Genomic DNA, 23,107 nt, shown 5'->3' on the forward strand with positions numbered 1-23,107 from the left:
ACGAGGCAGGTTCTGCAGCCGGAAGGGGCGGTAAAGCATGTTTCGTTCCTTGAGGCTGTTCAATTACCGGATCTGGTTTATCGGTGCGCTGATCTCCAATGTCGGCACGTGGATGCAGCGAACGGCGCAGGACTGGCTGGTTTACGACATCCTGACGCAGCAGGACGCCGCCGCGATGGGCATTGTGATGGCGCTGCAAATGGGGCCGCAGTTAGTGATGGCCCCATGGGCCGGGCTGGTCGCCGACCGGTTCGACCGGCAAAAGCTACTGATGGCCACGCAGATTTCCATGGCCGTGCTGGGCCTTGCGCTGGGCCTGATGGTGATCGCCGATGTGGCGCAGCTGTGGCACGTGTATGCCTTCGCCCTGGCACTGGGCATGGTGACGGCGGTGGATGCGCCGGCGCGGCAGACATTCGTTTCGGACGTGGTCCGCGACGACTACCTGCCCAACGCGGTGGCGCTGAACAGCACCTCGTTCAACCTGGCCAGGATGATCGGTCCGGCCATTGCCGGCGTACTGACCGTGGCCATCGGCCCGGGCCCGGTGTTCCTCATCAACGCCGCCACATTTGGGGCGATGATCGTGGCGTTGTTGGCCATCCGCCGGCAGGAACTCCACCCGCGGCAGAAGGTGGCCAAGGGCCGCGGCCAGATCATCGAGGGCTTCCGTTATATTAAGGACCGGCCGGATCTGGTGGTGGTGATGGCCGCCATCTTCATCATCGGCACCTTCGGCCTGAATTTCTCCGTGTTCGTGGCGTCCATGGCGCGCACCGAATTCGGCGGCCATGCCGGTGACTTCGGCGTGCTCTCCTCGGTGATGGCGGCCGGATCGGTGACCGGGTCACTGCTCAGCGCGCGGCGCGAGAGACCACGGCTGCGCTATATTTTCGGCGCGTCGGTGGCCTTCGGCGTTGCCTGCACGGCGGCGGGCTTGGCTCCGACGGTCTGGCTCTTCGGGCTGGCGCTGGTGCCGGTCGGCGCGTCGGCCATCACCATCATGACCAGCGCCAATGCGTATGTGCAGACCACCACCGAGCCGATGATGCGCGGACGCGTCATGTCCTTGTACATGGCCATCCTGATGGGCGGAACCCCGATCGGTGCTCCTCTGGTCGGCTTGGTGTCCAATAGCTTTGGCCCACGCTGGGGGCTGGGGGTGGCAGCGATGTCCGGGGTGGCCGCCGCCGCCGTCGGGATCCTGTGGGCATGGCGCGCGCATCACATGCGGCTGCGCTTCGACCGCTCGGCCAGGCGGAAGCTGAGCATTACCTATGGCGTGCCGGACCGGCGCGTCTAAGCGGCGGGACAAGGGAGACCTAAAGAATAAAGGTCCGGCTCCCCGTGATGGGGGAAGCCGAACCTTATCCATGTACGGTGCGGGGTTAGCCCTGCAGGCGGTCCACCACGTAGTCGATGCAGGCCAGCAAGGCGCTGACGTCTTCCGGCTCAACCGCGACAAAGGTGGCGATGCGCAACTGGTTGCGGCCGAGCTTGCGGTACGGCTCCACATCCACCACGCCGTTGGCGCGCAGCACCTTTGCCACGACAGCGGCATCAACCGAGTCGTCGAAGTCGACGGTCGCGATGACGTTCGATCGGTGTTCCGGGTTGGCCACATACGGCGTCGCCAGTTCGGAAGCCTCGGCCCACTGGTACACCCGCCCGGCCGAATCGGCGGTGCGGCCGGAGGCGAAGTCCAGGCCGCCGTTGCCGTTCAGCCACTGGATCTGCGCATCGAGCGTCACCAGGGTGGCCAACGCGGGCGTGTTATAGGTCTGGTTCTTCAACGAATTATCGATCGCGGTTTCCATGTTGAGGAAGTCCGGAATCCAGCGGCCGGAGGCGCCGATTTTCGCCGCGCGTTCCAGCGCGGCGGGGGAGAAGACGCCCAGCCACAGGCCGCCGTCGGACGCGAAGTTCTTCTGCGGGGCGAAGTAGTAAACATCGCTCTGGCTGACGTCCACGGCCAGCCCCCCGGCAGCCGAGGTCGCGTCGATGAGAACCAGGGCGCCGTCGTCGGCACCTTCCACACGCTGCACCGGAGCCGCGACACCGGTGGAGGTTTCATTCTGCGCCCAGGCGTACACGTCCACGCCGGCCTCTGCCCGCGGCTCCGGCCGGGAACCGGGCTCCGCCGTGATGATGCTGGATTCGGCCAGGAACGGGGCCTTGTTGGTGGCCGCGGCGAACTTGGAGCTGAACTCGCCGAAGGACAGGTGCTGGGCCTTCTGCTCGACCAGTCCGAACGAGGCGACATCCCAGAAGGCGGTGGAGCCGCCAACGCCCAGGATGATCTCGTAGCCCGCGGGAGCCTTGAAGAACTCCTGCAGTCCCTCGCGGACGCTGCCGACCAGGTTCTTCACTGGAGCCTGGCGGTGCGACGTTCCCAGCAGGTTGCGGCCCGCGGCGACCAGCGCGTCGACCTGTTCCGGACGGACCTTGGAAGGACCGGCGCCAAAACGCCCGTCCTTCGGGAGCAGGTCGGCGGGAATGCTGATGGACTGGGTATCGCTCATGAATACCTTTCCTGGCGTGGTGGCAGTGATCTCGATGGCAGTTCACCGTTGAACGCCCGTATCATTCTGCCCCAACGCCAGCGGGCGCTGTTAGTCGGAACCGGGAATGTTGCGTGGCGCCGCGGCGCGTCTACCAGCGACGAAACTGCCAGTCGTGTAGGGAAAACAAGCTAGGCTGGAGAAGGGCCCCACCCTCATGCCTGCTGCTGGAGCAGCCTTTTCACCGCGCGCCGAGGAGCAAGAACCAATTGACCGATCTCATCGACACCACCGAGATGTACCTGCGCACCATCCTCGAGCTTGAAGAAGAGAACATTGTCGCGCTGCGCGCCCGGATTGCGGAGCGGCTGCGCCATTCCGGCCCCACCGTTTCCCAGACGATCGGCCGGATGGAGCGGGACGGACTGGTAGTCGTCACCGGTGACAGGCATTTGGAACTGACCGAACTGGGCCGGCGCAAGGCAACCGAGGTCATGCGCAAGCACCGGCTGGCCGAGCGGTTGCTCTCCGACGTCATCGGCCTGGACTGGGCCTATGTCCATGACGAGGCCTGCCGCTGGGAACACGTGATGAGCGAACGGGTGGAGCAGCGGCTTTACGAACTGCTGGGCAAGCCGACGGTTTCCCCCTACGGCAACCCGATCCCGGGGTTGGAAGCGCTCGGAGGCCAGCCCGTGGAGGAATCCTACGGCTTGCTCAACCTGGCCCAAGCGATGGGCACATACACGCCCGACAAGCAGGTCAGCATCATCCGGCTGGCCGAGCCGATCCAGGTGGAGCCGGAACTGCTGGTCCAGCTGGAAGAGGGCGGACTGAAACCCGGCGCGACACTGCAACTGGAGACCGCCGGGGACTACATTTCCGTGCGCGTGCCGGGCATCGAGGGGGCCTTGGAATTGCCTCCGGAGGTCGCGGCCCACATCTTTGTCTCGATGGAATGAAACGTTGCGCCCCGGAATCACGCGGCGTGGATAACGGATTTATCACTTTCACTGACTTTCCGTATAGTTAATCCGGGCACCGAGCCATCGGTCCCGCACCCTCCGCAAGCCGAACCCTGTCGGCGGGGGAGTGGATCCGTGAGACAGGGGCGGAGGACCCACCAAGCGGCAGTTTGTACGCTGCCTTGGGGTGAAGCCGCAGCGGGCAAGCCACAGTGAATCGTTCCACTAGAGCTCTGCGCGATGCGGCCGAGTTTTCTCTTGACTCGAATCCGACAGCTAACTTCGCAGGCGCTTTGGGAGAGGTATAAATTTTGGCAGGACACAAAGCCTCGGGACGGCGCCGTTCAACCGCCCCGGTCGAGCACCCACGCCCTCGCGCAGCGACAGCCGGCCGGCGGCGTGCGCAGCCGGCACCGTCGCCGGTAGCAGCGGCCGCCCGCGACGTCGGCCATAAAACCGCGATTGTCGCTGCCGCCTCCGGCATGGTGCTGACCGTGATGCTTCCGACGACGGCCGGCGCCACAGCCGACGCCCCGCAGGAAGCGCTGGCAACCAGCAGCATCTCAGCGGCCACCGAAGCGCGCCTGACCTTTGAACGGGCCGCGCTGACCAGCAAGTTCGACCCGGACACCAAGCTGAAGCAGGTCATGGTCGCCTCCGGCGGGAAGGCCAAGCCCATCGGCAGCGAAGGGTCCCTTTCGCAGCCGATGGACGAGCTGATCAAGACCTCGCCGTTCGGCTACCGGGTCAGCCCCATCACCGGTTACGCCGGAGAACTGCACACCGGCCAGGACTACGGAGCCCCCTGCGGCACGCCGGTCCACGCCGCGGCCGGCGGCACCGTCGTCGAGGCCGGGTTCCAGGTCGGCGGTGGCGGCAACCGGATCGTGGTGGACCACGGCAACGGCCTGGAGACCACGTACAACCACCTGAGCACCATCGACACAACGGTGGGCGCCACCGTGGCGCGTGGAGAAGTTCTGGGTGAAAGCGGCACCACCGGAGCGTCAACCGGCTGCCATTTGCACTTCGAAGTAATGGTCAACGGCAAGCTGGTGGACCCCACCGGCTGGCTCTGATTGACACGCCGTAACCGGAATGTGACTCAGTCGCCAAACTGTTATAAGGTTTCACCTGTGCCTGGCATCAACTGCCAGGCACCTTCGGGCGGAATGCCGAACTCTGCCGTCGCCCGAAGTTCGTTCGCACCGAATCGCATGGCAGAGGCGGGGGAACCACTTCCCGGACATCGCAGGATGTCCTTGGGGTAAAGCCGATCAGGCCCGGGCCACCAGCCCGGAAACCGGCCGGCCGGATGAACTCCCATCCGAACCCGACAGCTCACCTCGCAGGCATTTGGGAGAGGTACAACCGTGTCCAAGAGCATTACTGCGGGCCGCCACCGTGCGACCCCTGTCCGCACCAGCCCGCTTGAGACGATTTCCAAGGCTGTTTCCGCAAACGCCGGAACTGTTGGACGCCAGGGTGCCGTCTTCGCCGCTGCTACCGGCATCGTTCTGACCGGTGCCATTCCGGCTCAGGCCGTCAGCGCCGACCGCAGCGTCGACGCCCCGGCCCGCGTTCAGGTGGAAGCCGTGCAGGCTTCGGCGGCCGTGAAACTGACCTTCGAACGTGCAGGGATCACTTCCACCCCGGCACCGCAGACCGTGGTCCAGGCCGTCTCGAACGAGATCAACCCAACGACCGGCAACGACGCCGCATCGGACAAGGGCAAGTCCAGCAAGAAGAGCGGCGAAGCTGCCGCCAGCGGAGCGGCCGGCGCCATCGTCGCTGCCGCGTACGGCCAGATCGGTGTGGGTCAGGACTGCACCGCACTGGTCGAGAACGCGCTGCGCGCGGCCGGCTTCTCGGTCGGCGACCTCGCCCCGGCACAGTTCTTCGCCTACGGCACCCAGGTTTCCACCCCGCAGCCGGGCGACATCATCTACTACGCCAACGGCGGCGCCGGCGTGGCCCACGTGGCCATCTACGTTGGCAACGGCCAGGCCGTCCACGGCGGCTGGGCCGGTTACAGCACCGTGCTGGGCAGCGCCTACATCGGCTCCGGTCCGGTGTTCATCCGTCCGGCAGGCTAAGAGACTTCCTGACGCCCCTTTTATATGGGGTGTACCGCGGCGCGCCTTTCGGGGCGCGCCGTCGGTCCTTAAGCGCTCCCGGTTTCGGTGCGTCCCGGGCAACCTCCGTAACCTAAAGATCACCGTTCCGTGATCAGAACGTGACAATGCCCGCCGCATCGTATACGCTGTTACTCGTTCCAGCTGCCAGACGGCTGGTACCTCCGGGTGGATTGCCGAGCTCTGCCACCATCCGGGGTTCGTTCGCAAAAACTTCGCGGGCAGAGGCGGGGGAACCAAATTCGGGTTCCGTACAGGAACCCTTGGGGTTAAGTCGTAGGACTCTCAGGCATTTGCCGGGGGAGGACTGCGGCCGGGTGCACTCCCATCCGAATCCGACAGCTCACCTCGCAGGCATTGGGAGAGGCCTTTAACGTGTTCAATAACACCGCCACGGGGCGCCACCGCGCCGTTTCCGTCCGCACTAACCCGCTGGAGACGATTTCCAAAGCCGTCTCCTCCAATGCCGGATCCATGGGGCGCTCCGCAGCCGTTATTGCTGCCGCCTCCGGATTGGCCCTGACCGCCGGCATCCCCGCGCAGTCAGCCACCATCGAACGCACCGCGTCCACCGTGTCCGTCCCCAGCCGCGTGCAGGTGGACACGGTCCAGGCTTCCAGTGCTGTCGAACTGACCTTCTCGCGCCCCGACATCACGTCGACTCCGGCCCCTAAGCCGGAGCCAGTGGTCCAAGCCGTGGCCCAGGAAGTGGAGCCGGTTGTCGAGCAAGCGGCAGACGCAGCACAGACTGCCGTCCAGCAAGCCGCCCCGGCAGCCGCGCCGGCAGCCGTAGCGAAGCCCGCAGCCGCCAAGCCCGCAGCCGCCAAGGACGCCGCGCCCGCCACCGCCTCCGCCAGTGGCGTGGCCTCCACCCTGGTCTCCTCCGCTTACGGCCAGATCGGTATTTCGCAGGACTGCACCGCCATGGTGGAGAAGGCCCTGCGCGCCGCCGGTAAGTCGGTGGGCGACCTCGCCCCCGCGCAGTTCCTTAGCTACGGAACACAGGTTTCCACCCCGCAGCCGGGCGACCTGCTCTACTACTCCGACGGCGGCGCCGGTGTTGCGCACATCGCCATCTACGTGGGCAACGGCCAGGCCGTCCACGGCGGCTGGACCGGTTACACCACCGCGTTGGCCAGCGCTGATGTGGGATCCGGCTACGTCGCCATCCGCGTCAACTAAGCTTCGGCCTTTCCGGTCTGCTAGACCGTCCGCCGGCCCCGGTACACGCCCAGCGTGCACCGGGGCCGGCGGCGTTTTTGGCCTAACGGCAACCGCCCGCCGGATACGCCGACGATCCAAGAACAGCCGGTGAACAGTGGCTGCTCCGGTCGAAACTGCCCACCAACAGCGAAAAAAGTTAGCGCAGAACGTATCGACCGTCATACCCTTTGACTGTTAGTGCAGAAAATCCAGTCCCTGACCGGAACTGAAACGCCGGTCGGGTTGGCCACACCTAGAGGAATGTGCATGCGCACACTCGTTCTGAATGCTGGATACGAACCGCTGGCGGTCGTCACCTTCCGCCGGGCGCTGCTGCTTGTGCTCACCGGTAAGGCCAGCGTGATCGCGGAGGACGGTGATCCCGTCGTCGGGCCGAACGACATCCTGGGCCGCCCTTCGGTGATCCTGCTCAACCGGTACATTAAGATTCCGTACAATCAGGACACCGCCGTGACCCGCCGCGGAGTGCTGCGCCGGGACAACCACCTGTGCGCGTACTGCGGCAAGACGGCCACGACGGTGGACCATGTCAGGCCGCGCTCGCGCGGAGGCGCGGACAGTTGGGAGAATCTGGTGGCCTGCTGCCTGCGCTGCAATAACGCCAAGGGCGATCGCACACTGGCCCAGATGGGCTGGAGCCTTCGGTTCACACCCCGCCCGCCCAGCGGTGCGCGTTGGCGGATCCGCGATCTGGACCGGCCGGCCCCCGCCTGGAGCCAGTTCCTCGACACGCATACCGCCGCGTGACTGCTCCTGATTTCGACGCCGTCGTACTGGCCGGCGGCCGATCCTCGCGGTTGGGCGGAAGCCCCAAGGCACTGCTGCAACTGGACGGGTCCACGCTGTTGCGCCGCACGCTGGAGGCTGTCCGCGGCGCCCGGCGGATCGCCGTCGTCGGCCCGGATGAGCTGCTGGAGGAAGTGGACGCTTTCCGCCGGTCGGTGGCTTCCGGACCGCCCCGGCTCCTGCTGACCCGGGAGGACCCGCCGTTCTCCGGTCCGGCAGCGGGCATCGCGGCCGGGATGCAGGCTCTGGCGGCCGACAACCACGGCGGTGCGCCGGCTGTGGAGCCGGACGACGACGGCGGCGTCCAGAGCCGGGCGCCGTTCACCCTGCTCTTTGCCTGCGATATGCCGTGGCTGGCCGGGCTGCCGGAACTGCTGCTGGGCGGTGCCTCCCGCGCGCCGCAGGCGAAGCTCTGGATCCCGGTGGACACCGACGGCAAACGGCAGCAGTTGGCTTGCTGCGCGGACAGTGCAGCCTTGGCGGCAGCGGTGCAAGAGGCCGGGGGAGCGGCCGGGCTGGCCGGGCAACCGGTGCGAAGGCTGCTGGCCGGTCTGCAGGCGGTCGAGCTCCCGTTGGAGGGGGCCGCGAGGCACACGTCCGACGTCGACACCTGGCAGGACGCGGGCCGCTTTGGCATTGCCCCGCCCGCACCGTAGCCTGAAACAAACGTGTTCCTAGCCCGCGCGTCGGGCGGATCGGAGGCCATTGTGTCCGGAGCGGCCGAACAGCTCTCCCCGTATGTCAGCGAACTGCTCCAGGCGCTGGAACTTGAGGACATGCCGGTGGATATCGACGCCGTGCTGGGGCTGGCAGGGGTGGCCGCACACAGCGTGGTCCGTCCCGCTGCGCCGCTGACCACCTTCGTGGTGGGCTACGCCGCCGGCTTCGCGGCCGCCACCGGACAGGCCACACCGGAAGTGGCCATCCGCGCGGCCTCGCGCGTGGCCGACGCAGTTGCGCGCCGCCACGGCGCAGTGCAGGAGTGAGCGGCTCCGGCCTTCGCTGGGAAGACGCCCGGGCCGCCGCGTACGCGGCCGGCCAGACGGCAGCGCGCCGGCCAGCCTCCGAGGTGGCGCTGGCAGCATGCGCCGGCCGCACCCTGGCCGCCGACCTGCCGGCGCTGCTGCCGGTCCCGCACTACGCGTCGTCCGCCATGGACGGCTGGGCCATTGCCGGCACCGGGCCGTGGCAGCTGGTTCCGGCCGGCACACCGCTGCGGCCGGGGCAGGCCGCGCCGGTGGTCACCGGCGGCCTGATCCCCGACGGCACGGACAGCGTGCTGCGCAGCGAATGCGGAACGGCGGCCGGGCAGCAGTTGGAGCTGTGCCCGGGGACCGCGGAGCGGGAATTCGCCGCCGGCCGCCACATCCGCCCGGCCGGCGAAGAGACCGCGGCCGAAGCCATCGTGGTGGCCGCCGGCACCGTGCTGACCCCCGCGCATCTGGCCGTCGCCGCGGTCTGCGGCCACGATGCGCTTCCGGTTGCCGCGGTGCCACGGGTCGAGCTGCTGCTCACCGGGGACGAAGTCGTCACCTCCGGGATCCCCGTGCCGGGGCGGGTGCGCGATACATTCGGCCCCACCCTGCCGGCCATCATCGCCCGGTTCGGCGGCCAGGTCGCCGGCAGCCGGCGGCTGCCCGACGACTTCACTGCTACCGCGGAGGCCATCGCGGGCTGTGGCGGCGACGTGGTGGTCACCACCGGCGGGACCGGCACCTCCGCCGCCGACCATCTGCGCCGGGTGCTGGACGCCGCCGCCGCCACGATCCTGGTCCCCTCCATCCGGATGCGCCCGGGGCACCCGGCACTGCTGGCCCGGCTGCCCGACGGCCGCCCGCTGGTAGGCCTGCCCGGGAACCCGCTGGCGGCCATGATGGCGTTGCTGACACTGGCGGACCCGCTGCTGGCGGGGATGACCGGCCGGCGGCCGGCGCCGCTACGTACCGTGCGCGCCGGAACAACCCTGCCTCCGCTGCACAACCAGGACCGGCTGGTGCCCTACGGAACCGCTCCCGATGGCGGTGCCGTCCCCGCCGACCACATCGGTTCGGCCATGATGCGCGGACTGGCGGCCGCCGACGGCGTCATGGTGGTGCCGGCTGCCGGCGCCGACCCCGGCCAGCAGTTGCCGGCCCTTGACCTGCCGTGGTGATCCGCCGTCACTGGCCCGGTCCGCAGCCTCCGGCCTTCCCGCTTCGGGCTGCGGCCTTCTGCCCCCGGCTTCGGCCTGGCTTCCCGGTCTCCCGCCTGCCTCCCGCTTCCGGGCGGCCTCCCCGGTGCGTGGCGTGGATTACGCTTGTAGCAGCCAGTAGAGGAGAAGTACATGGGCCGCTTGACGCAGCGCCGCAAGGTGCTCAAACTCAGTCTTGACGCGCCGCCGCGCCGCCGCGAGGACGTGCTGGCGGTGGAGGAGCCGCTGGAAATCCGGTTGGCCGGGCGCGCGTTCTCGATCACGATGCGCACGCCGGGCGACGACTTCGACCTGGTGGCCGGCTTCCTGGTCTCCGAGGGCATCGTCTGGTCGCCCGACCAGCTGCTCTCCCTGCGCTTCTGCGCCGGCGAGGACGAGGACGGCCGGCAGACGTTCAACGTGGTGGAGGCACAGCTGGCGCCCGGCGTGGCCCTGCCGGATCCGCGGCTGGACCGGCAGGTGGTCACCAGCAGCGCATGCGGCATCTGCGGCACCGCGTCGATTGATGCGGTGACCAAGCGGTCCCGCTTCGCGCTGCCTGATGACGACGGGGGTGCCGCCCCCGGCACGGATGGCACCGACGGCGGCGGTGCAGTGGCGCTGGACCTCCTGCTGCAACTGCCCGACCGGCTGCGTGAGCAACAGCAGGTCTTCGAGCGCACCGGCGGCGTCCATGCGGCCGGCCTGTTCAGCTTCGACGGCGAACTGCTCTGCCTGCGCGAAGACGTGGGACGCCACAACGCGGTGGACAAGGTGGTGGGCTGGGCCCTGCGCGAAGGCAGGCTGCCGCTGCGGAACACGGTGCTGCAGGTCTCCGGGCGGGCCTCCTTCGAATTGGTCCAGAAGGCCTATCTGGCGGGGATCCCCGCCCTGTCGGCTGTCAGCGCGCCGTCGTCGCTCGCCGTCGAACTGGCGGAAAAAGTTGGCCTGACGCTGGCGGGATTCAGCCGCGGCCGCAGCGTCAATGTCTACGCGCACCCGGAACGGATCGGCGCCGCCGTCGGCCATTTGGTGTGAGACCGGCTGCGGCTGTCGAGAAATCCTTGTGAGCCGGGATACATTAGGGGCATGACTCGCCCGGCACCTGTGAATGACATTGATGAAAGCACCCTGAAGGTCAAGGAACCGAAGAAGGCTGCCGCCGGTATTCCGGCCGTAAAGATCGCGTTGGAGCGCGGCATCGAGCAGGCCGGCGTCGCGCGCACCGCACGCTCGCTGCTGCGGATCAACCAGCGCGGCGGCTTCGACTGCCCGGGCTGTGCCTGGCCCGAATCCATCACCGGACCGCGCAAACCGGCCGAGTTCTGCGAAAACGGCGCCAAAGCCGTGGCCGAGGAGAACACCAAACGCACCGTGACGCCGGAGTTCTGGGCGCGGCATTCCATTGAAGAGCTGGCCACCAAGACCGAGTACTGGCTGGGCCAGCAGGGCCGGATCACCGAGCCGGTGATCATCCGCGAGGGCGAGACGCACTATTCGCCGATCTCCTGGTCGGACGCCTTCAGCCTGATCGGGGAGCGCATCCGAGCGACGACGCCGGACCGCTGCGTCTTCTACACCTCGGGCCGCACCGCGAACGAGACCGCGTTCATGTACCAGCTGTTCGCGCGTTCGCTGGGTACCAACAACCTGCCGGACTGCTCCAACATGTGCCACGAGTCCTCCGGCAGCGCCTTGAACCCCACCATCGGAATCGGCAAGGGCACCGTGTCGCTGGAGGACATCCACCACTCCGAACTGATCTTCGTGGTGGGCCAGAACCCGGGCACCAACCACCCGCGCATGCTCTCGGCGCTGAAGGAGTGCAAGGACAACGGCGGCACCATCGTCGCCGTGAACCCGCTGCCGGAAACCGGGCTGATGGCGTTCAAGGACCCGCAGTCGGTGGACGGGCTGCTGCGCGGCGGCACCGAGCTGGCCGATGAGTTCCTCCAGATTAAGGTGGGCGGGGACCTGGCCCTGTTCCAGGCACTGGGACACCTGCTGCTGGAAGAGGAAGACCGGGCTCCGGGCACCGTGGTGGACAAGGCCTTCATCGAGGCGAACACCGACGGGTTCGAGGACTACGCCGCAGCCCGCCGGCACATTGACTGGGCCGAGACCGAGAAGGCCACCGGGCTCTCCCGGCTGGACATCGCGAAGGTGGCCGGGCTGCTGGCCAAGTCCAAGGCCACCATCATTTGCTGGGCGCTGGGGCTGACCCAGCAACCGCATTCGGTGGATACCCTGCGCGAAATCGTGAACCTGCTGCTGTTGCAGGGCAACTTCGGCAAGCCCGGCGCCGGTGCCTGCCCGGTCCGCGGCCACTCCAATGTCCAGGGCGACCGCACCATGGGCATCTGGGAAAAGCCGAAGGAATGGCTGCTGGCCGCGCTGGACAAGGAATTCGGCATCACGTCCCCGCGCGAGCACGGCGTTGATTCCACCGAGGCGATCGACGCTTTTGCCGAGGGCAAGGTGGACGTCTTCGTGTCGATGGGCGGCAACTTCGCGCTGGCGAACTCGGAGACCGAGGCGCTGGAAGCCGGGATGAAGAAAGCCGGCCTGACCGTGCATGTGTCCACCAAGCCCAACCGATCCCACGTGGTGCACGGCAAGACCTCGTTGATCCTGCCCACGTTGGGCCGCACCGACCGGGATGACAAGCACCCCAAGGGCGCCCAGTTCCTCTCGGTGGAAGACTCCATGTCCGTCATCCGCTCCACCCAGGGCCGGCTGGAGCCGGTCAGCGAGCACCTGCTGGCCGAGCCGGTGATCATCGCCCGGATGGCCCAGGCCACCTTCGGTGACGACCACCCGGTGGACTGGCGGGCGATGGCCGAGGACTACGACGTGATCCGCGACCACATCTCCCGCGTGCTGCCCGGCTTCGAGGACTTCAACACCCGGATCCGGAACAAGAGCGGCTTTGTGCTGCCGAACCCGCCGCGCGACACCCGGTCCTTCGCCACGGACATCGGCAAGGGCCGGTTCACGGTCAGCCCGCTGGAATACCTGGAAGCGCCCGAAGGCCACCTGATCCTGCAGACCCTGCGCAGCCACGACCAGTACAACACCACCTTCTATGGACTGGACGACCGCTACCGGGGCATTTCCAACGGGCGGCGGGTGGTCCTGGTGCATCCGGACGACTTGGCTGAACTGGGCTTCGCCGACCGCGACCTGGTGGACGTGATCAGCACGTTCAAGGGAACCGAGCGCCGTGCGGATGAGTTCCGATTGGTGGCCTACCCGACGGCGCGCGGCTGTGCCGCTGCCTACTTCCCGGAAGCCAACGCGCTGGTCCACCGTGACCTGGTGGCCCGCGAGTCCAACACCCCAGGCTTCAAGGCGATGACCGTTCGCTTCGTCCCGCACGAGGAGAAGCAGCTCAGCTGACCCTGGGCGGGGGTGCGGCCGTCACGGGCCGGGCTGTGTGTCCCGGCCCTGGCGGCCCTAGCCACGAGGGTCACGCGTCCAAGTCAGGGGTTGGCGTCCAACTCATGGATTGCTGCCCCTGACCTCACGGGCAGGCTACCCCTTGCCGTCGAAATCCCAGGTTATAACAGGTGATCTGGGCGCCAAACCCTGAGCCGGGCCAGGAGTGATTCCACCGAGCCCCGCGGAACTTGGACGGAATCCCGCGCGTCCAACCCCCGCGCTCCGAGGACAGATTCTGGCCGCGGCGCCACCGGCGGGAACAGCACGAGGCTCCGGATGGTTCTAGGGTTGCAGTAGGACCATCAGCCGTAAGGAGCCATCATGTCCATGGAAGGTGCAGCCTGGAGTTCGCTCTACCGGCTTTCGCACTCGAAGGACCAAAAGTCTTTCTCCCGCGAGACCGTACGCCGCACCTTTGCCTTCGCCGCGCCGTACAAGGGCAAGATCACGATCTTCGTGGTGCTCTCGGTCGTGACTGCCGCGCTGGCTGTTGCCACGCCGGTCCTGGCCGGCCGCGTCGTGGACGCTATCGTGGCCAAGAGCGACGTCCAGCTGGTGATCTGGCTGGCCGTGGTGATCGCGCTGGTGGCCATCGCCGACGCCGGACTCAGCATGGTGACCCGGTGGATCTCCTCAGGCTTAGGCGAGGACATCATCCTTGATTTGCGCACCGCCGTGTTCGACCATGTGCAGAAAATGCCGATTGCCTTCTTCATGCGGACCCGCACGGGCGCACTGGTCAGCCGGCTGAACAACGACGTGATCGGTGCCCAGCGGGCGTTTGCCGGCACGCTCTCCGGAGTGGTCAGCAACGTGGTGGCACTGATCCTGACCCTGATCGTCATGCTGAACACGTCCTGGCAGGTCACGCTGCTGGCCGTGTTGATGCTGCCGGTGTTCCTGTTGCCGGCCCGCCGGATGGGCAGCCGGCTGGCCGACCTGCGGCGCGAGACCGCCAACCATAATTCCGCCATGAGCACGCAGATGACCGAGCGGTTCTCCGCGCCCGGCGCCACGCTGGTCAAACTGTTCGGCCGCCCCGCTGACGAATCCCGCGAGTTCAAGCTGCGGGCCCAGCGCGTGCGCGACATCGGCATCAAGACCGCGGTCATGCAGTGGGTATTCGTCACCGCGCTGACCCTGGTGTCGGCGCTGGCGCTGGCGCTGGTCTACGGGCTGGGCGGTTTCTACGCGATCATCGGCCAGTTGGATCCGGGCGACGTGGTGACGCTGGCCCTGCTGCTCACCCGCCTGTATGCACCGCTGACGTCCTTGGCGAACGCCCGGGTGGAGATTTCCAGCGCCTTGGTGAGCTTTGAGCGGGTCTTCGAAGTACTGGACCTGAAGCCGCTCATCACGGAAAAGGACGACGCCGGAACCGTCCCGCCGGGACCCGTCTCCGTTGAGTTCAAGGACGTGCGGTTCGCCTACCCGTCCGCCGAGAAGGTGTCGCTGGCCTCGCTGGAAGAGGTGGCGACCCTGGACACCCGCGGCGGCGAGGAAGTGCTGCACGACATCAGCTTCCGGATGGAACCCGGCCAGACGCTGGCGCTGGTGGGTTCCTCCGGCGCCGGAAAGTCGACCATGGCCCAGCTGCTGGCCCGGCTGTACGACGTGGACTCCGGTTCCGTTGAACTCTCCGGCGTCGATGTCCGCGACCTGAGCTTCGAGGCGCTGCGCGGGACCATCGGGATGGTGACCCAGGACGGGCACCTGTTCCACGAGACCATTCGCTCCAACCTGCTGCTGGCCCGGCCGGAAGCCAGCGACGCCGAGATCTGGGACGTGCTGCGCCGTGCCCGGCTGGAGGAACTGATCCGGACACTGCCGGACGGCCTGGACACCATGGTGGGGGAGCGCGGCTACCGGCTCTCCGGCGGCGAACGCCAGCGGATGACCATTGCCCGGCTGCTGCTGGGCCATCCCCGGGTGGTCATCCTGGATGAGGCAACGGCCGCACTGGACTCGACCAACGAAGCCGCGGTGCAGGCGGCGCTCACCGAGGCACTCGAGGGGCGCACCGCCGTCGTTATTGCGCACCGGCTCTCCACCGTGCGCTCGGCAGACCGCATCCTGGTGGTGGAGGGCGGCCGGATCGTGGAGCAGGGCACGCACGCCCAACTGCTGGCGCTGGAAGGCCGCTACGCCGAGCTCTACCAGACCCAGTTCCTCAGCGACGCCGCGGTGCCCAACTGATCCGAACGGATTGAAGCGATCCGCGCAGGTAGACCCGACGCACCGGCAACCCGGCGCAGCGGCAACCCGCCGCGCTGGAATCCGGCCGCAGCGGCAGGCCGCCGCGCCGACAGGCCAGCCGCGCCAAGAGTGTGCTCCGGCCGGTCAGTGACTAGAGTTGCTGTGGGGTCCCCGGCGACAGATGAGCGGAAAGCGGTGCAATGCAGCGAGGAACCAACCTGGGTCGCTTGGGTGGCTACAACCAGGCTGTGATCCTGGATGCCATCCGTCGCGCCCATGAAGGCATCGCCAGGGTGGAGCTGGTGGAGCGCACCGGACTGTCCCCGCAGACGATCTCCAACGTCGTGCGCCGGCTGGTGGACGAAGGCTTAGTGCGGGAAGACCGCAAGACGGTCAGCGGTCCAGGCAAACCGCGCACGGTGCTGCAACTGGAAGTTTCCAGCCGGTTGGCTATCGGGATCCACCTTGACCCGGTGGTCATGACCCTGGTCATGCTCAATCTCGACGGCGAGGTGGTGGCTCGTGCCCGGCACGATAATCCTGGTGCCGGCCAGCCCGACGGCATGACCGCGGCCATGGCCGCCGCGGTCGAAGAGTTGATCGCCGGCTCCGGCATCGAGCGCCACCGGATCCTCGGCATTGGGCTGGCTGCGCCGGGGCCGATCGATACCGCCCAAGGAGCGGTGGTGGACCCGCCGATGATGCGCGAATGGACCTCGGTGCCGCTGCGGGAACCACTGAGCCGCCTGACAGGGCTGCCGGTGCTGATGGACAAGGACACGACTGCGGCGGCGGTAGCGGAGCTGTGGGCCAGCGGACGGCTGGAACCCGAGAACTTTGTGTTCGTATATCTGGGCACGGGCTTGGGCGCCGGCGTGGTGCTCGACGGCGCGGTGCTGCGCGGCGCCTCCGGCAACATCGGCGAGATCGGTCATTTCCCGGTGGATGCGGAGGTGCCGCTGTGCGAGTGCGGGAAACGCAGTTGCGTGGGCATGGCGTTGAATTTCGGCACGTTGTTCCAGCAGGCCGTGGAGTCCGGCGTGTTTCCGCCCGACGCCGAACTGGGCGACCGGCACCAGGCCACCGAAAGCATCATTACGCTGTGCCGGATGGCCGTGGACGGGGATCCGGCCGCCGCCGCCATCATCAGCCGGGCTGCCCGTTTGGTCGGCGGCACCGTGGCGCAGTTGGTGAACATCCTCGACGTGGACCGGGTGATCCTTGGTGGCCCGCTGTGGATTGGTCTGGAGGACCTGGTGCTGCCGATCCTGCACCAGGAGATCAACACCCGCTTCGTCTCCCGGGCCATCCACGGGGTCGAGGTGGTCTCCTCCACGCTGGGATTCGAAGTGGGCGCTATTGGTGGCGCCTGCCTGGTCCTGGACGACGCGTTGTCGCCAAAGGCCAGCGGGCTGCTGCTGGGCAGCTGAACCGCAGGGCGGTATCACGTTCCGCTGCGCTTGCTGTATTTTTCGTCATGTTCCTTGACTTGGGCGGCTGTCGCGCCGCAGAACTTGCTTTATTAAATCCAATCGATTTAGATAAGAAGTGGCGGCAGTGCCTGGAGTACTCACACTCTGGGAAATGAACGGTCCCGGAGCGGCTTAGGTGCTTCAGGGGAACGGTGCGGTCGCCAGCCATTAGATGGCAGGAAGATGCCGCTGGCTCCGGGGAACGGGAAGATGCGGAACCAGCGGTCCCATGCTGACAGGGGACTCCTGCCTACTTCGGTGGAAATGCACTACAGCCGGCCACCGTCTGTGCTTCCGTGGGGGGTTGCACAGGCGGGGGCCTGTTCCCGTTTAAGCAGATTGCTGCCGGTACGCCGCGGTCAAGATCAGTGCCCCCGGGCAGATTCGAACTGCCGACACCCGCTTTAGGAGAGCGGTGCTCTATCCCCTGAGCTACGGGGGCAACGCCAAAAGCTTAGCTTAAGTGGCGTGCCAGGCCGGCGCGGCGGTCGGACGGCGGCCGGATGGCGGTCGGGGCGGCGGAAGCCTGAGTGCCTCACGCATGGCCCGGACCAACGCCGGCTCAGCCCTCGGCCGGACTGGACCCTTCGGCTGGCTTGGGCTTGCGGGTGAAGACCGCTACTGCGGCGACGACCAGGCTCAGTCCGAACAGGATGGACTTGGCCACCGTGAGGAAGCTCGCCAGCGAGGCGTCGCCCACCGGGTCCGTTGCCAGCATGGCATCGACCGCAACGTTTTCGCCCAAATCGGCCGCCACATAGAGCACGACGACGGCCCAGGCCAGCCAGCGCCATAGCCCGCGACGGATTTGCTGGCCCAGCAGGATCAGCCAGGTGAAGCCGAACAGCAGCGGAAAGATGGTGTCCGCGGTCTTGTGCCAGTAGTTGTACTGTCCGGCACCGTCCGCGCCGAACGCAGTCCGGAGTTGCTGCGCGTATTCGGTGGAGTACCCGCCGATGAGGGTGTCCGGCAGGCCCAGTCCGCCGGTCAGCTGGGCGAATTGCGGCATCACCAGCAGGAATGAGTAGCCGAACAGGAAGGCGGAGGCAACTGCGCCCGCGATGACGATCAGGTTGGCGTTGCCAGCTGCGCGCTGCGGAGACCGGGTGCTGCCCGGGACGGCCGGCTTTGCTGCGCCGCTGCCCGTGGCCGGGGCTGCCGCGGCACCGTGTTTCTTAGCGCGCTGTGCTGGGGTTTTGGACATGCTTCCATTATGCCGGTGCAGCGATCCGCCGCCCGCTGACGCAGGATCTGGCGGCCGTCCCCGAGTGTCGGTGGCGGCTAATAGACTTATGGGACCATGGATTTCCTCACCGACCCGGCGTTCGACCCGCATGTTGCCTCTCCGCCCGCCCCGCATCTGCCCGGCGCAGAAGAGCTGCTCTCCGGGCTGAATCCGCAGCAGGAAGAGGCCGTCAAGCATGCCGGCTCCCCGCTGTTGATTGTCGCCGGTGCCGGTTCCGGCAAGACCCGTGTGCTCAGCCACCGCATCGCCTACCTGCTGGCCACCCGACGGGCGCGCCCCGGCGAAATTCTGGCCATCACGTTCACCAACAAGGCCGCCGCGGAGATGCGCGAGCGGATTGAGTCGCTGGTCGGGGACCCGGCCAAGCGGATGTGGATCTCCACGTTCCACTCCTCGTGCGTGAAGATCCTGCGCCGCGAAGCCAAGCACGTCGGGCTGAACTCGAATTTCTCCATCTACGATTCGGCCGACACCCTGCGCATGGTCAGCCAGGTGGCCAAGGGGCTGGACCTGGACCCGAAACGGTTCCCGCCCAAGTCCATTCAGCACAAAATCTCGGCGCTGAAGAACGAACTGATCGACGACGAGTCCTTCGCCTCCAGCGCCAATTACTCGGACCCGTTCGAGCAGGCGGTCGCCTCGGTCTACACCGGGTACACGCAGCGGATGCGGCAGGCCAACGCCATGGATTTCGACGACCTGATCGCCCAGGTGGTCTTCATCTTCCAGGCCTTCCCGGCGATTGCCGACTCGTATCGGCGCCGCTTCCGCCATGTGCTGGTGGACGAGTACCAGGACACCAACCACGCCCAGTACCGTCTGGTGCGCGAGCTCACCCGCGAGTCCGAAGACGGGGCGCTTCCGGCCGGCGAGCTGACCGTGGTCGGTGACTCGGACCAGTCGATCTATGCCTTCCGCGGTGCGGACGTGCGCAACATCGTCGACTTCGAAAAGGATTACGCCAACGCGCGCACCATCCTGCTGGAGCAGAACTACCGGTCCACCCAGACCATCCTCAGCGCCGCCAACTCGGTCATCTCGCGGAACCCGAACCGTCCCGCCAAGCGGCTGTGGACCGCCGAGGGCGACGGCGAAAAGATCATCGGCTACGTGGGCGAGAACGAGCACGACGAGGCCCGGTTCATCACCGATGAGATCGACCGGCTACAGGACTCTGAAGGGGTGCGGCCCGGAGACATCGCGGTGTTCTACCGGACCAACGCCCAGTCCCGCTCCATTGAGGACCTGCTGGTCCGTGTGGGGCTGCCCTACAAGGTAGTGGGCGGCACCCGCTTCTATGAGCGCAAGGAAATCAAGGACGCGCTGGCGTACCTGAGGGTCCTGGTGAACCCGGACGACGTCGTCAACTTGCGCCGGATCCTCAACGAACCCAAGCGCGGGATCGGTGACCGGGCCGAGTACGCGGTGGCCGCGTTGGCGGAGCGTGACAGGGTTTCGTTCATGGCGGCGCTGCGCCGTGCCGAGGAAGCGCCCGGCATGGCGACCCGGTCGGTGAACGCGGTGGCCGGCTTCGTGAAGCTCATCGACGATTTGGCCGAGGTGGCAGCCGGTTCGGGTGCCGCCGCAGCGCTGGAAGCAGTGCTGGAGCAGACCGGCTATCTGGCCATGTTGCGCCAAAGCTCTGACCCGCAGGACGAGTCCCGGGTGGAGAACCTCGCGGAACTGGTGGCAGTGGTTCGGGAATACGAGCGGGACAACCCCGACGGGTCGCTGTCCGAATTTCTGGAACAGGTGGCGTTGGTGGCCGATGCCGACCAGATCCCGGACGCCCCGGACGCCGAAGCAGCCCAGCTGGCCCAGGACCAGGGCGTGGTCACGCTGATGACGCTGCACACCGCCAAGGGGCTGGAATTCCCGGTGGTTTTCCTCACCGGCATGGAACACGGGGTCTTCCCGCACCAGCGCTCGATGTCCGACCCGACGGAACTCGCCGAAGAGCGCCGGCTGGCCTATGTGGGACTGACCCGGGCCCGCAAACGGCTGTACCTGACCCGCTCCGAGTCCCGCAGCATGTGGGGGCAGAGCCAGTTCAATCCGGCCAGCCAATTCATCGAAGAGGTTCCGGCCGAACTGATCGAATGGAAACGCGAAGGTTCAGCCCGGCCGATGTTTGCCTCGGCGGGCAGCTTCGGATCGAGCCGCTACGGAGGCTCGCACTGGGGCGCCGGAACAGCCAGCAACCAAGACATCAACAACCTGCGCGGCTCTGCGCCGTCGATCACCAGTGCCAAGACCCGGGCCGGCCGGGTGCAACCGCAGAAGGAAGTCATTGCGCTGTCCATCGGGGACAAGGTGAACCACACCAGCTTCGGCAACGGCACGGTGCTGGGGCTTGAAGGAGCCGGAGACAAGACGGTGGCCAAGGTGAAGTTCGACGCCGGCGAGAAGCGGCTGCTGCTGCGCTACGCGCCACTGACCAAGATCGTTTAACCCGTCGCCCACCCTACTGGGAGATTGGCCACGTTTCCGCTGCTGCATTTGGCAGCCACCCGACCCGGCGCTTACCGTTCTTATCCATGGATCACGTGGACATTAGGACCTTGGAACGGCTGGCAACCCCCGAATTTTGGCTTGACAAGCCGCTGCGCGTTTCGCTGATCCTGCTGGGTGGATTCCTGCTGAACATGGTGCTGCGGATGGTGATCAAACGGGTCACCGGAAAGATCGCCGACGGCGAGACCGCCAAGCTGGACAAATTCGACCCCGCCGCGGTGCGCAAGAACACCAAAGACCCGCGCTACTGGCTGATTCAGGATTCGCCAATCGCCGCGGTTCGACGAGCCCAGCGTTCGAAGACGATCGGATCAGTGCTGCGGTCGATCACCACCATCGTGCTGGCCACCCTCACCATTCTGATGGTGCTCACGGAACTGGAATTTAACCTCGGCCCCGTGCTGGCCAGTGCCGGTATCGCCGGCGTGGCCATTGGCTTCGGCGCCCAGACTCTGGTCAAGGACTACCTGTCCGGCCTGTTCATGGTGGCCGAGGACCAGTACGGCATCGGCGACGTGGTCGATCTGGGCGAGGCATCCGGCACCGTGGAGTCGGTTGGACTCCGGGTCACCCAGGTGCGCGCGGTGGACGGCACGCTGTGGCACGTCCGCAACGGGGAGATCCTGCGCGTGGGCAACTCCTCGCAGGGCTGGGCGCGGGCCGTGCTGGACATCCCAGTACCTTACGACTCCGATGTGGAGAAGGTCTCCGACCTGATCCTCAAGACCGCCATGGAACTACGCATGGACGAGGACAACCGCAGGCTGATTCTGGACGATCCCGAGGTCTGGGGCGTGGAGGCGCTGACCGGTGAATCCGTGGTAATCCGTCTGGCCATCCGCACCAAGCCGTTGGAACAGTGGGCAATCGCGCGCAAGATGCGCGCCCGCCTGAAGGATGCCTTGGCCGAAGAAGGCTTGCGCATTCCGCTGCTGAACCAGACCGTGATCAGGGGCAGCGCACCGTCCGCCGCGATAGCGCAGGGTGGCGGCGCCGCGCAGGCCGACGATGCCGCCCAAGGCGGGAACACCGCCGTCGTCGATCCGGCGGAAGCCGGCGGCAAGCACTAGCCGCACGGCGCCGTTACCTCAAGCTGTGACCGCTCTACAAGTTGTAGAAGTGTGCCCTTCGCCACTAAAGCGGTACTCTGGGACCGGCGCCCGATGCCAAAGGGACTAGAGTTCCCCATGGAGCATTGCAGGCATCCGTCCACCGTCCGTGGTTACCGTCACGGCAATCGTGGATGCCGCTCCGAGTCAGAAACGACTTCGACGTAGAAGGACACAACCCGTGGACCTGTTTGAATACCAGGCGCGCGATCTCTTCGAGGCACACGGAGTACCCGTGCTGGCTGGAATCGTTGCGTACACCCCAGAAGAAGCCAAGGCAGCTGCTGAGAAAATTGGCGGCGTAGTTGTCGTCAAGGCTCAGGTGAAGGTCGGAGGCCGCGGTAAGGCCGGCGGCGTCAAGGTCGCCAAGACCCCCGACGAGGCATTCGAACACGCCTCCAACATCCTCGGTATGGACATCAAGGGCCACACCGTCAACAAGGTCATGATCGCCCAGGGCGCCGACATCGCCGAGGAGTACTACTTCTCCGTGCTGCTCGACCGGGCCAACCGCAACTACCTGGCCATGTGCTCGGTGGAAGGCGGCATGGAGATCGAGCAGTTGGCCGTCGAGCGGCCGGACGCGCTGGCCAAGATTGCCGTTGACCCGGCCGTCGGCATCGACCAGGCGAAGGCCGACGAGATCGTCGCTGCAGCCGGCTTCGCCGAGGAGCTGCGCCCGAAGGTCGCCGAGGTCATCATCAAGCTCTGGGACGTGTTCAAGAAGGAAGACACCACCCTGGTTGAGGTCAACCCGCTGGTGAAGACCGGCGCCGGCGACATCGTCGCCCTGGACGGCAAGGTCTCGCTGGACGAGAACGCCGCCTTCCGCCAGCCCGGCCACGAGGAACTCGAGGACAAGGACGCCGCGGATCCGCTCGAGGCCAAGGCCAAGGAGCTGGACCTGAACTACGTCAAGCTCGACGGCCAGGTTGGCATCATCGGCAACGGCGCGGGCCTGGTCATGTCCACCCTGGACGTAGTTGCCTACGCCGGCGAGAACCACGGCAACGTCAAGCCCGCCAACTTCCTGGACATTGGCGGCGGCGCCTCGGCCGAGGTGATGGCCGCAGGCCTGGACGTCATCCTCAATGACAGCCAAGTCAAGAGCGTGTTCGTGAACGTCTTCGGCGGCATCACCGCCTGCGACGCCGTGGCAAACGGTATTGTCAAGGCCCTGGAAATCCTGGGCGAGAAGGCCACCAAGCCGCTGGTCGTCCGCCTCGACGGCAACAACGTCGACGAAGGCCGGCAGATCCTGCTCAACGCCAACCACCCGCTGGTCACCCTGGCCCTGACCATGGACCAGGGCGCCGACAAGGCCGCCGAACTGGCCAACGCCTAAGGA

At 66.8% G+C, this 23,107-nt stretch carries 18 protein-coding genes, 1 tRNA gene and 3 riboswitches; of the genes, 16 read left to right on the forward strand and 3 right to left on the reverse strand.

The genetic code is table 11. The annotated features are described in order from the left end of the window. Nucleotides 1-37 precede the first annotated feature (37 nt). Nucleotides 38-1,303 (forward strand): MFS transporter, encoded by a 1,266-nt coding sequence (locus tag AC5RW2_RS13190; protein ID WP_493951138.1) that lies wholly within the window; start codon nucleotides 38-40, stop codon nucleotides 1,301-1,303. A gap of 85 nt (nucleotides 1,304-1,388) precedes the next feature. On the opposite strand, the gene serC is transcribed toward AC5RW2_RS13190, so the two are convergent. After that, complete coding sequence (gene serC / locus AC5RW2_RS13195; protein WP_493964378.1) at nucleotides 1,389-2,522, reverse strand: phosphoserine transaminase; 1,134 nt, start codon at nucleotides 2,520-2,522, stop codon at nucleotides 1,389-1,391. 248 nt (nucleotides 2,523-2,770) lie between these two features. Between serC and AC5RW2_RS13200 the strand changes: the two genes are divergently transcribed. The 12 genes from AC5RW2_RS13200 to AC5RW2_RS13255 all read left to right on the forward strand — a co-directional run bounded on the left by AC5RW2_RS13200 (nucleotide 2,771) and on the right by AC5RW2_RS13255 (nucleotide 16,848). Next, a complete protein-coding gene (locus AC5RW2_RS13200; RefSeq protein WP_493951136.1) occupies nucleotides 2,771-3,463 on the forward strand; it encodes an iron-dependent transcriptional repressor DtxR in 693 nt (230 codons plus the stop codon). A gap of 97 nt (nucleotides 3,464-3,560) precedes the next feature. Beyond that, nucleotides 3,561-3,773, forward strand: a riboswitch (cyclic di-AMP (ydaO/yuaA leader). Between the two features lie 4 nt (nucleotides 3,774-3,777). Next, nucleotides 3,778-4,545: a M23 family metallopeptidase gene (locus AC5RW2_RS13205; RefSeq protein ID WP_493951135.1), complete on the forward strand. Its 768-nt coding sequence runs from the start codon at nucleotides 3,778-3,780 to the stop codon at nucleotides 4,543-4,545. Between the two features lie 117 nt (nucleotides 4,546-4,662). Further along, nucleotides 4,663-4,836, forward strand: a riboswitch (cyclic di-AMP (ydaO/yuaA leader). A 3-nt stretch (nucleotides 4,837-4,839) separates the two neighbouring features. Continuing rightward, complete coding sequence (locus AC5RW2_RS13210; RefSeq protein ID WP_493964379.1) at nucleotides 4,840-5,562, forward strand: NlpC/P60 family protein; 723 nt, start codon at nucleotides 4,840-4,842, stop codon at nucleotides 5,560-5,562. 234 nt (nucleotides 5,563-5,796) lie between these two features. Then, a riboswitch (cyclic di-AMP (ydaO/yuaA leader) is annotated at nucleotides 5,797-5,972 on the forward strand. Nucleotides 5,973-5,976: 4 nt separating this feature from the next. After that, nucleotides 5,977-6,783, forward strand: a complete 807-nt coding sequence (locus tag AC5RW2_RS13215) for an NlpC/P60 family protein (RefSeq protein ID WP_493964380.1) — start codon at nucleotides 5,977-5,979, stop codon at nucleotides 6,781-6,783. 288 nt (nucleotides 6,784-7,071) lie between these two features. After that, complete coding sequence (locus tag AC5RW2_RS13220) at nucleotides 7,072-7,572, forward strand: HNH endonuclease (RefSeq protein WP_493951132.1); 501 nt, start codon at nucleotides 7,072-7,074, stop codon at nucleotides 7,570-7,572. Next, nucleotides 7,569-8,267 (forward strand): molybdenum cofactor guanylyltransferase, encoded by a 699-nt coding sequence (mobA, locus tag AC5RW2_RS13225; RefSeq protein ID WP_493964381.1) that lies wholly within the window; start codon nucleotides 7,569-7,571, stop codon nucleotides 8,265-8,267. Before AC5RW2_RS13220 ends, mobA begins: the two co-directional genes overlap by 4 nt. Before the next feature lie 12 nt (nucleotides 8,268-8,279). Then, entirely contained in the window at nucleotides 8,280-8,597 is a 318-nt protein-coding gene (locus AC5RW2_RS13230) for a DUF6457 domain-containing protein (protein WP_493951130.1), read from the forward strand. After that, nucleotides 8,594-9,763: a molybdopterin molybdotransferase MoeA gene (locus AC5RW2_RS13235; protein ID WP_493964382.1), complete on the forward strand. Its 1,170-nt coding sequence runs from the start codon at nucleotides 8,594-8,596 to the stop codon at nucleotides 9,761-9,763. The genes AC5RW2_RS13230 and AC5RW2_RS13235 overlap by 4 nt, the downstream gene beginning before the upstream one ends. 171 nt (nucleotides 9,764-9,934) lie before the next feature. Continuing rightward, on the forward strand, nucleotides 9,935-10,819 hold the full coding sequence (gene fdhD / locus AC5RW2_RS13240; RefSeq protein ID WP_493964383.1) for a formate dehydrogenase accessory sulfurtransferase FdhD: 885 nt from the start codon (nucleotides 9,935-9,937) through the stop codon (nucleotides 10,817-10,819). A gap of 51 nt (nucleotides 10,820-10,870) precedes the next feature. Next, entirely contained in the window at nucleotides 10,871-13,180 is a 2,310-nt protein-coding gene (locus tag AC5RW2_RS13245; RefSeq protein ID WP_493964384.1) for an FdhF/YdeP family oxidoreductase, read from the forward strand. A 363-nt stretch (nucleotides 13,181-13,543) separates the two neighbouring features. Then, nucleotides 13,544-15,418 (forward strand): ABC transporter ATP-binding protein, encoded by a 1,875-nt coding sequence (locus tag AC5RW2_RS13250; protein WP_493964385.1) that lies wholly within the window; start codon nucleotides 13,544-13,546, stop codon nucleotides 15,416-15,418. Between the two features lie 200 nt (nucleotides 15,419-15,618). Beyond that, nucleotides 15,619-16,848 (forward strand): ROK family transcriptional regulator, encoded by a 1,230-nt coding sequence (locus AC5RW2_RS13255; protein ID WP_493951125.1) that lies wholly within the window; start codon nucleotides 15,619-15,621, stop codon nucleotides 16,846-16,848. Nucleotides 16,849-17,259: 411 nt separating this feature from the next. On the opposite strand, the gene AC5RW2_RS13260 is transcribed toward AC5RW2_RS13255, so the two are convergent. Together AC5RW2_RS13260 and AC5RW2_RS13265 are read right to left on the reverse strand one after the other, a co-directional pair. Further along, nucleotides 17,260-17,332 (reverse strand) — tRNA-Arg (locus AC5RW2_RS13260). Between the two features lie 120 nt (nucleotides 17,333-17,452). Further along, a complete protein-coding gene (locus AC5RW2_RS13265) occupies nucleotides 17,453-18,094 on the reverse strand; it encodes a hypothetical protein (protein ID WP_493951124.1) in 642 nt (213 codons plus the stop codon). A 96-nt stretch (nucleotides 18,095-18,190) separates the two neighbouring features. Between AC5RW2_RS13265 and pcrA the strand changes: the two genes are divergently transcribed. The 3 genes from pcrA (at nucleotide 18,191) to sucC (ending at nucleotide 23,104) form a co-directional block, all read left to right on the forward strand. Continuing rightward, nucleotides 18,191-20,587: a DNA helicase PcrA gene (gene pcrA / locus AC5RW2_RS13270; protein ID WP_493964386.1), complete on the forward strand. Its 2,397-nt coding sequence runs from the start codon at nucleotides 18,191-18,193 to the stop codon at nucleotides 20,585-20,587. Nucleotides 20,588-20,673: 86 nt separating this feature from the next. Continuing rightward, nucleotides 20,674-21,720 carry a mechanosensitive ion channel family protein gene (locus AC5RW2_RS13275; RefSeq protein WP_493951122.1) on the forward strand — a complete coding sequence of 349 codons (1,047 nt, stop codon included), beginning with the start codon at nucleotides 20,674-20,676 and terminating at the stop codon, nucleotides 21,718-21,720. Between the two features lie 220 nt (nucleotides 21,721-21,940). Further along, nucleotides 21,941-23,104: an ADP-forming succinate--CoA ligase subunit beta gene (gene sucC, locus AC5RW2_RS13280; protein WP_493940474.1), complete on the forward strand. Its 1,164-nt coding sequence runs from the start codon at nucleotides 21,941-21,943 to the stop codon at nucleotides 23,102-23,104. Nucleotides 23,105-23,107: the final 3 nt, after the last annotated feature.

The organism is Arthrobacter sp. B0316-1-20, assembly GCF_059091865.1.

Bases quoted from the DNA above. Each gene is read 5' to 3' on its own strand.
- pcrA (WP_493964386.1), top strand. From the start codon at position 18,191: ATGGATTTCCTCACCGACCCGGCGTTCGACCCGCATGTTGCCTCTCCG.
- AC5RW2_RS13255 (WP_493951125.1), top strand. From the start codon at position 15,619: ATGCAGCGAGGAACCAACCTGGGTCGCTTGGGTGGCTACAACCAGGCT.
- AC5RW2_RS13220 (WP_493951132.1), top strand. From the start codon at position 7,072: ATGCGCACACTCGTTCTGAATGCTGGATACGAACCGCTGGCGGTCGTC.
- fdhD (WP_493964383.1), top strand. From the start codon at position 9,935: ATGGGCCGCTTGACGCAGCGCCGCAAGGTGCTCAAACTCAGTCTTGAC.
- AC5RW2_RS13250 (WP_493964385.1), top strand. From the start codon at position 13,544: ATGTCCATGGAAGGTGCAGCCTGGAGTTCGCTCTACCGGCTTTCGCAC.
- AC5RW2_RS13190 (WP_493951138.1), top strand. From the start codon at position 38: ATGTTTCGTTCCTTGAGGCTGTTCAATTACCGGATCTGGTTTATCGGT.
- AC5RW2_RS13265 (WP_493951124.1), bottom strand. From the start codon at position 18,094: ATGTCCAAAACCCCAGCACAGCGCGCTAAGAAACACGGTGCCGCGGCA.
- AC5RW2_RS13245 (WP_493964384.1), top strand. From the start codon at position 10,871: ATGACTCGCCCGGCACCTGTGAATGACATTGATGAAAGCACCCTGAAG.
- serC (WP_493964378.1), bottom strand. From the start codon at position 2,522: ATGAGCGATACCCAGTCCATCAGCATTCCCGCCGACCTGCTCCCGAAG.
- AC5RW2_RS13275 (WP_493951122.1), top strand. From the start codon at position 20,674: ATGGATCACGTGGACATTAGGACCTTGGAACGGCTGGCAACCCCCGAA.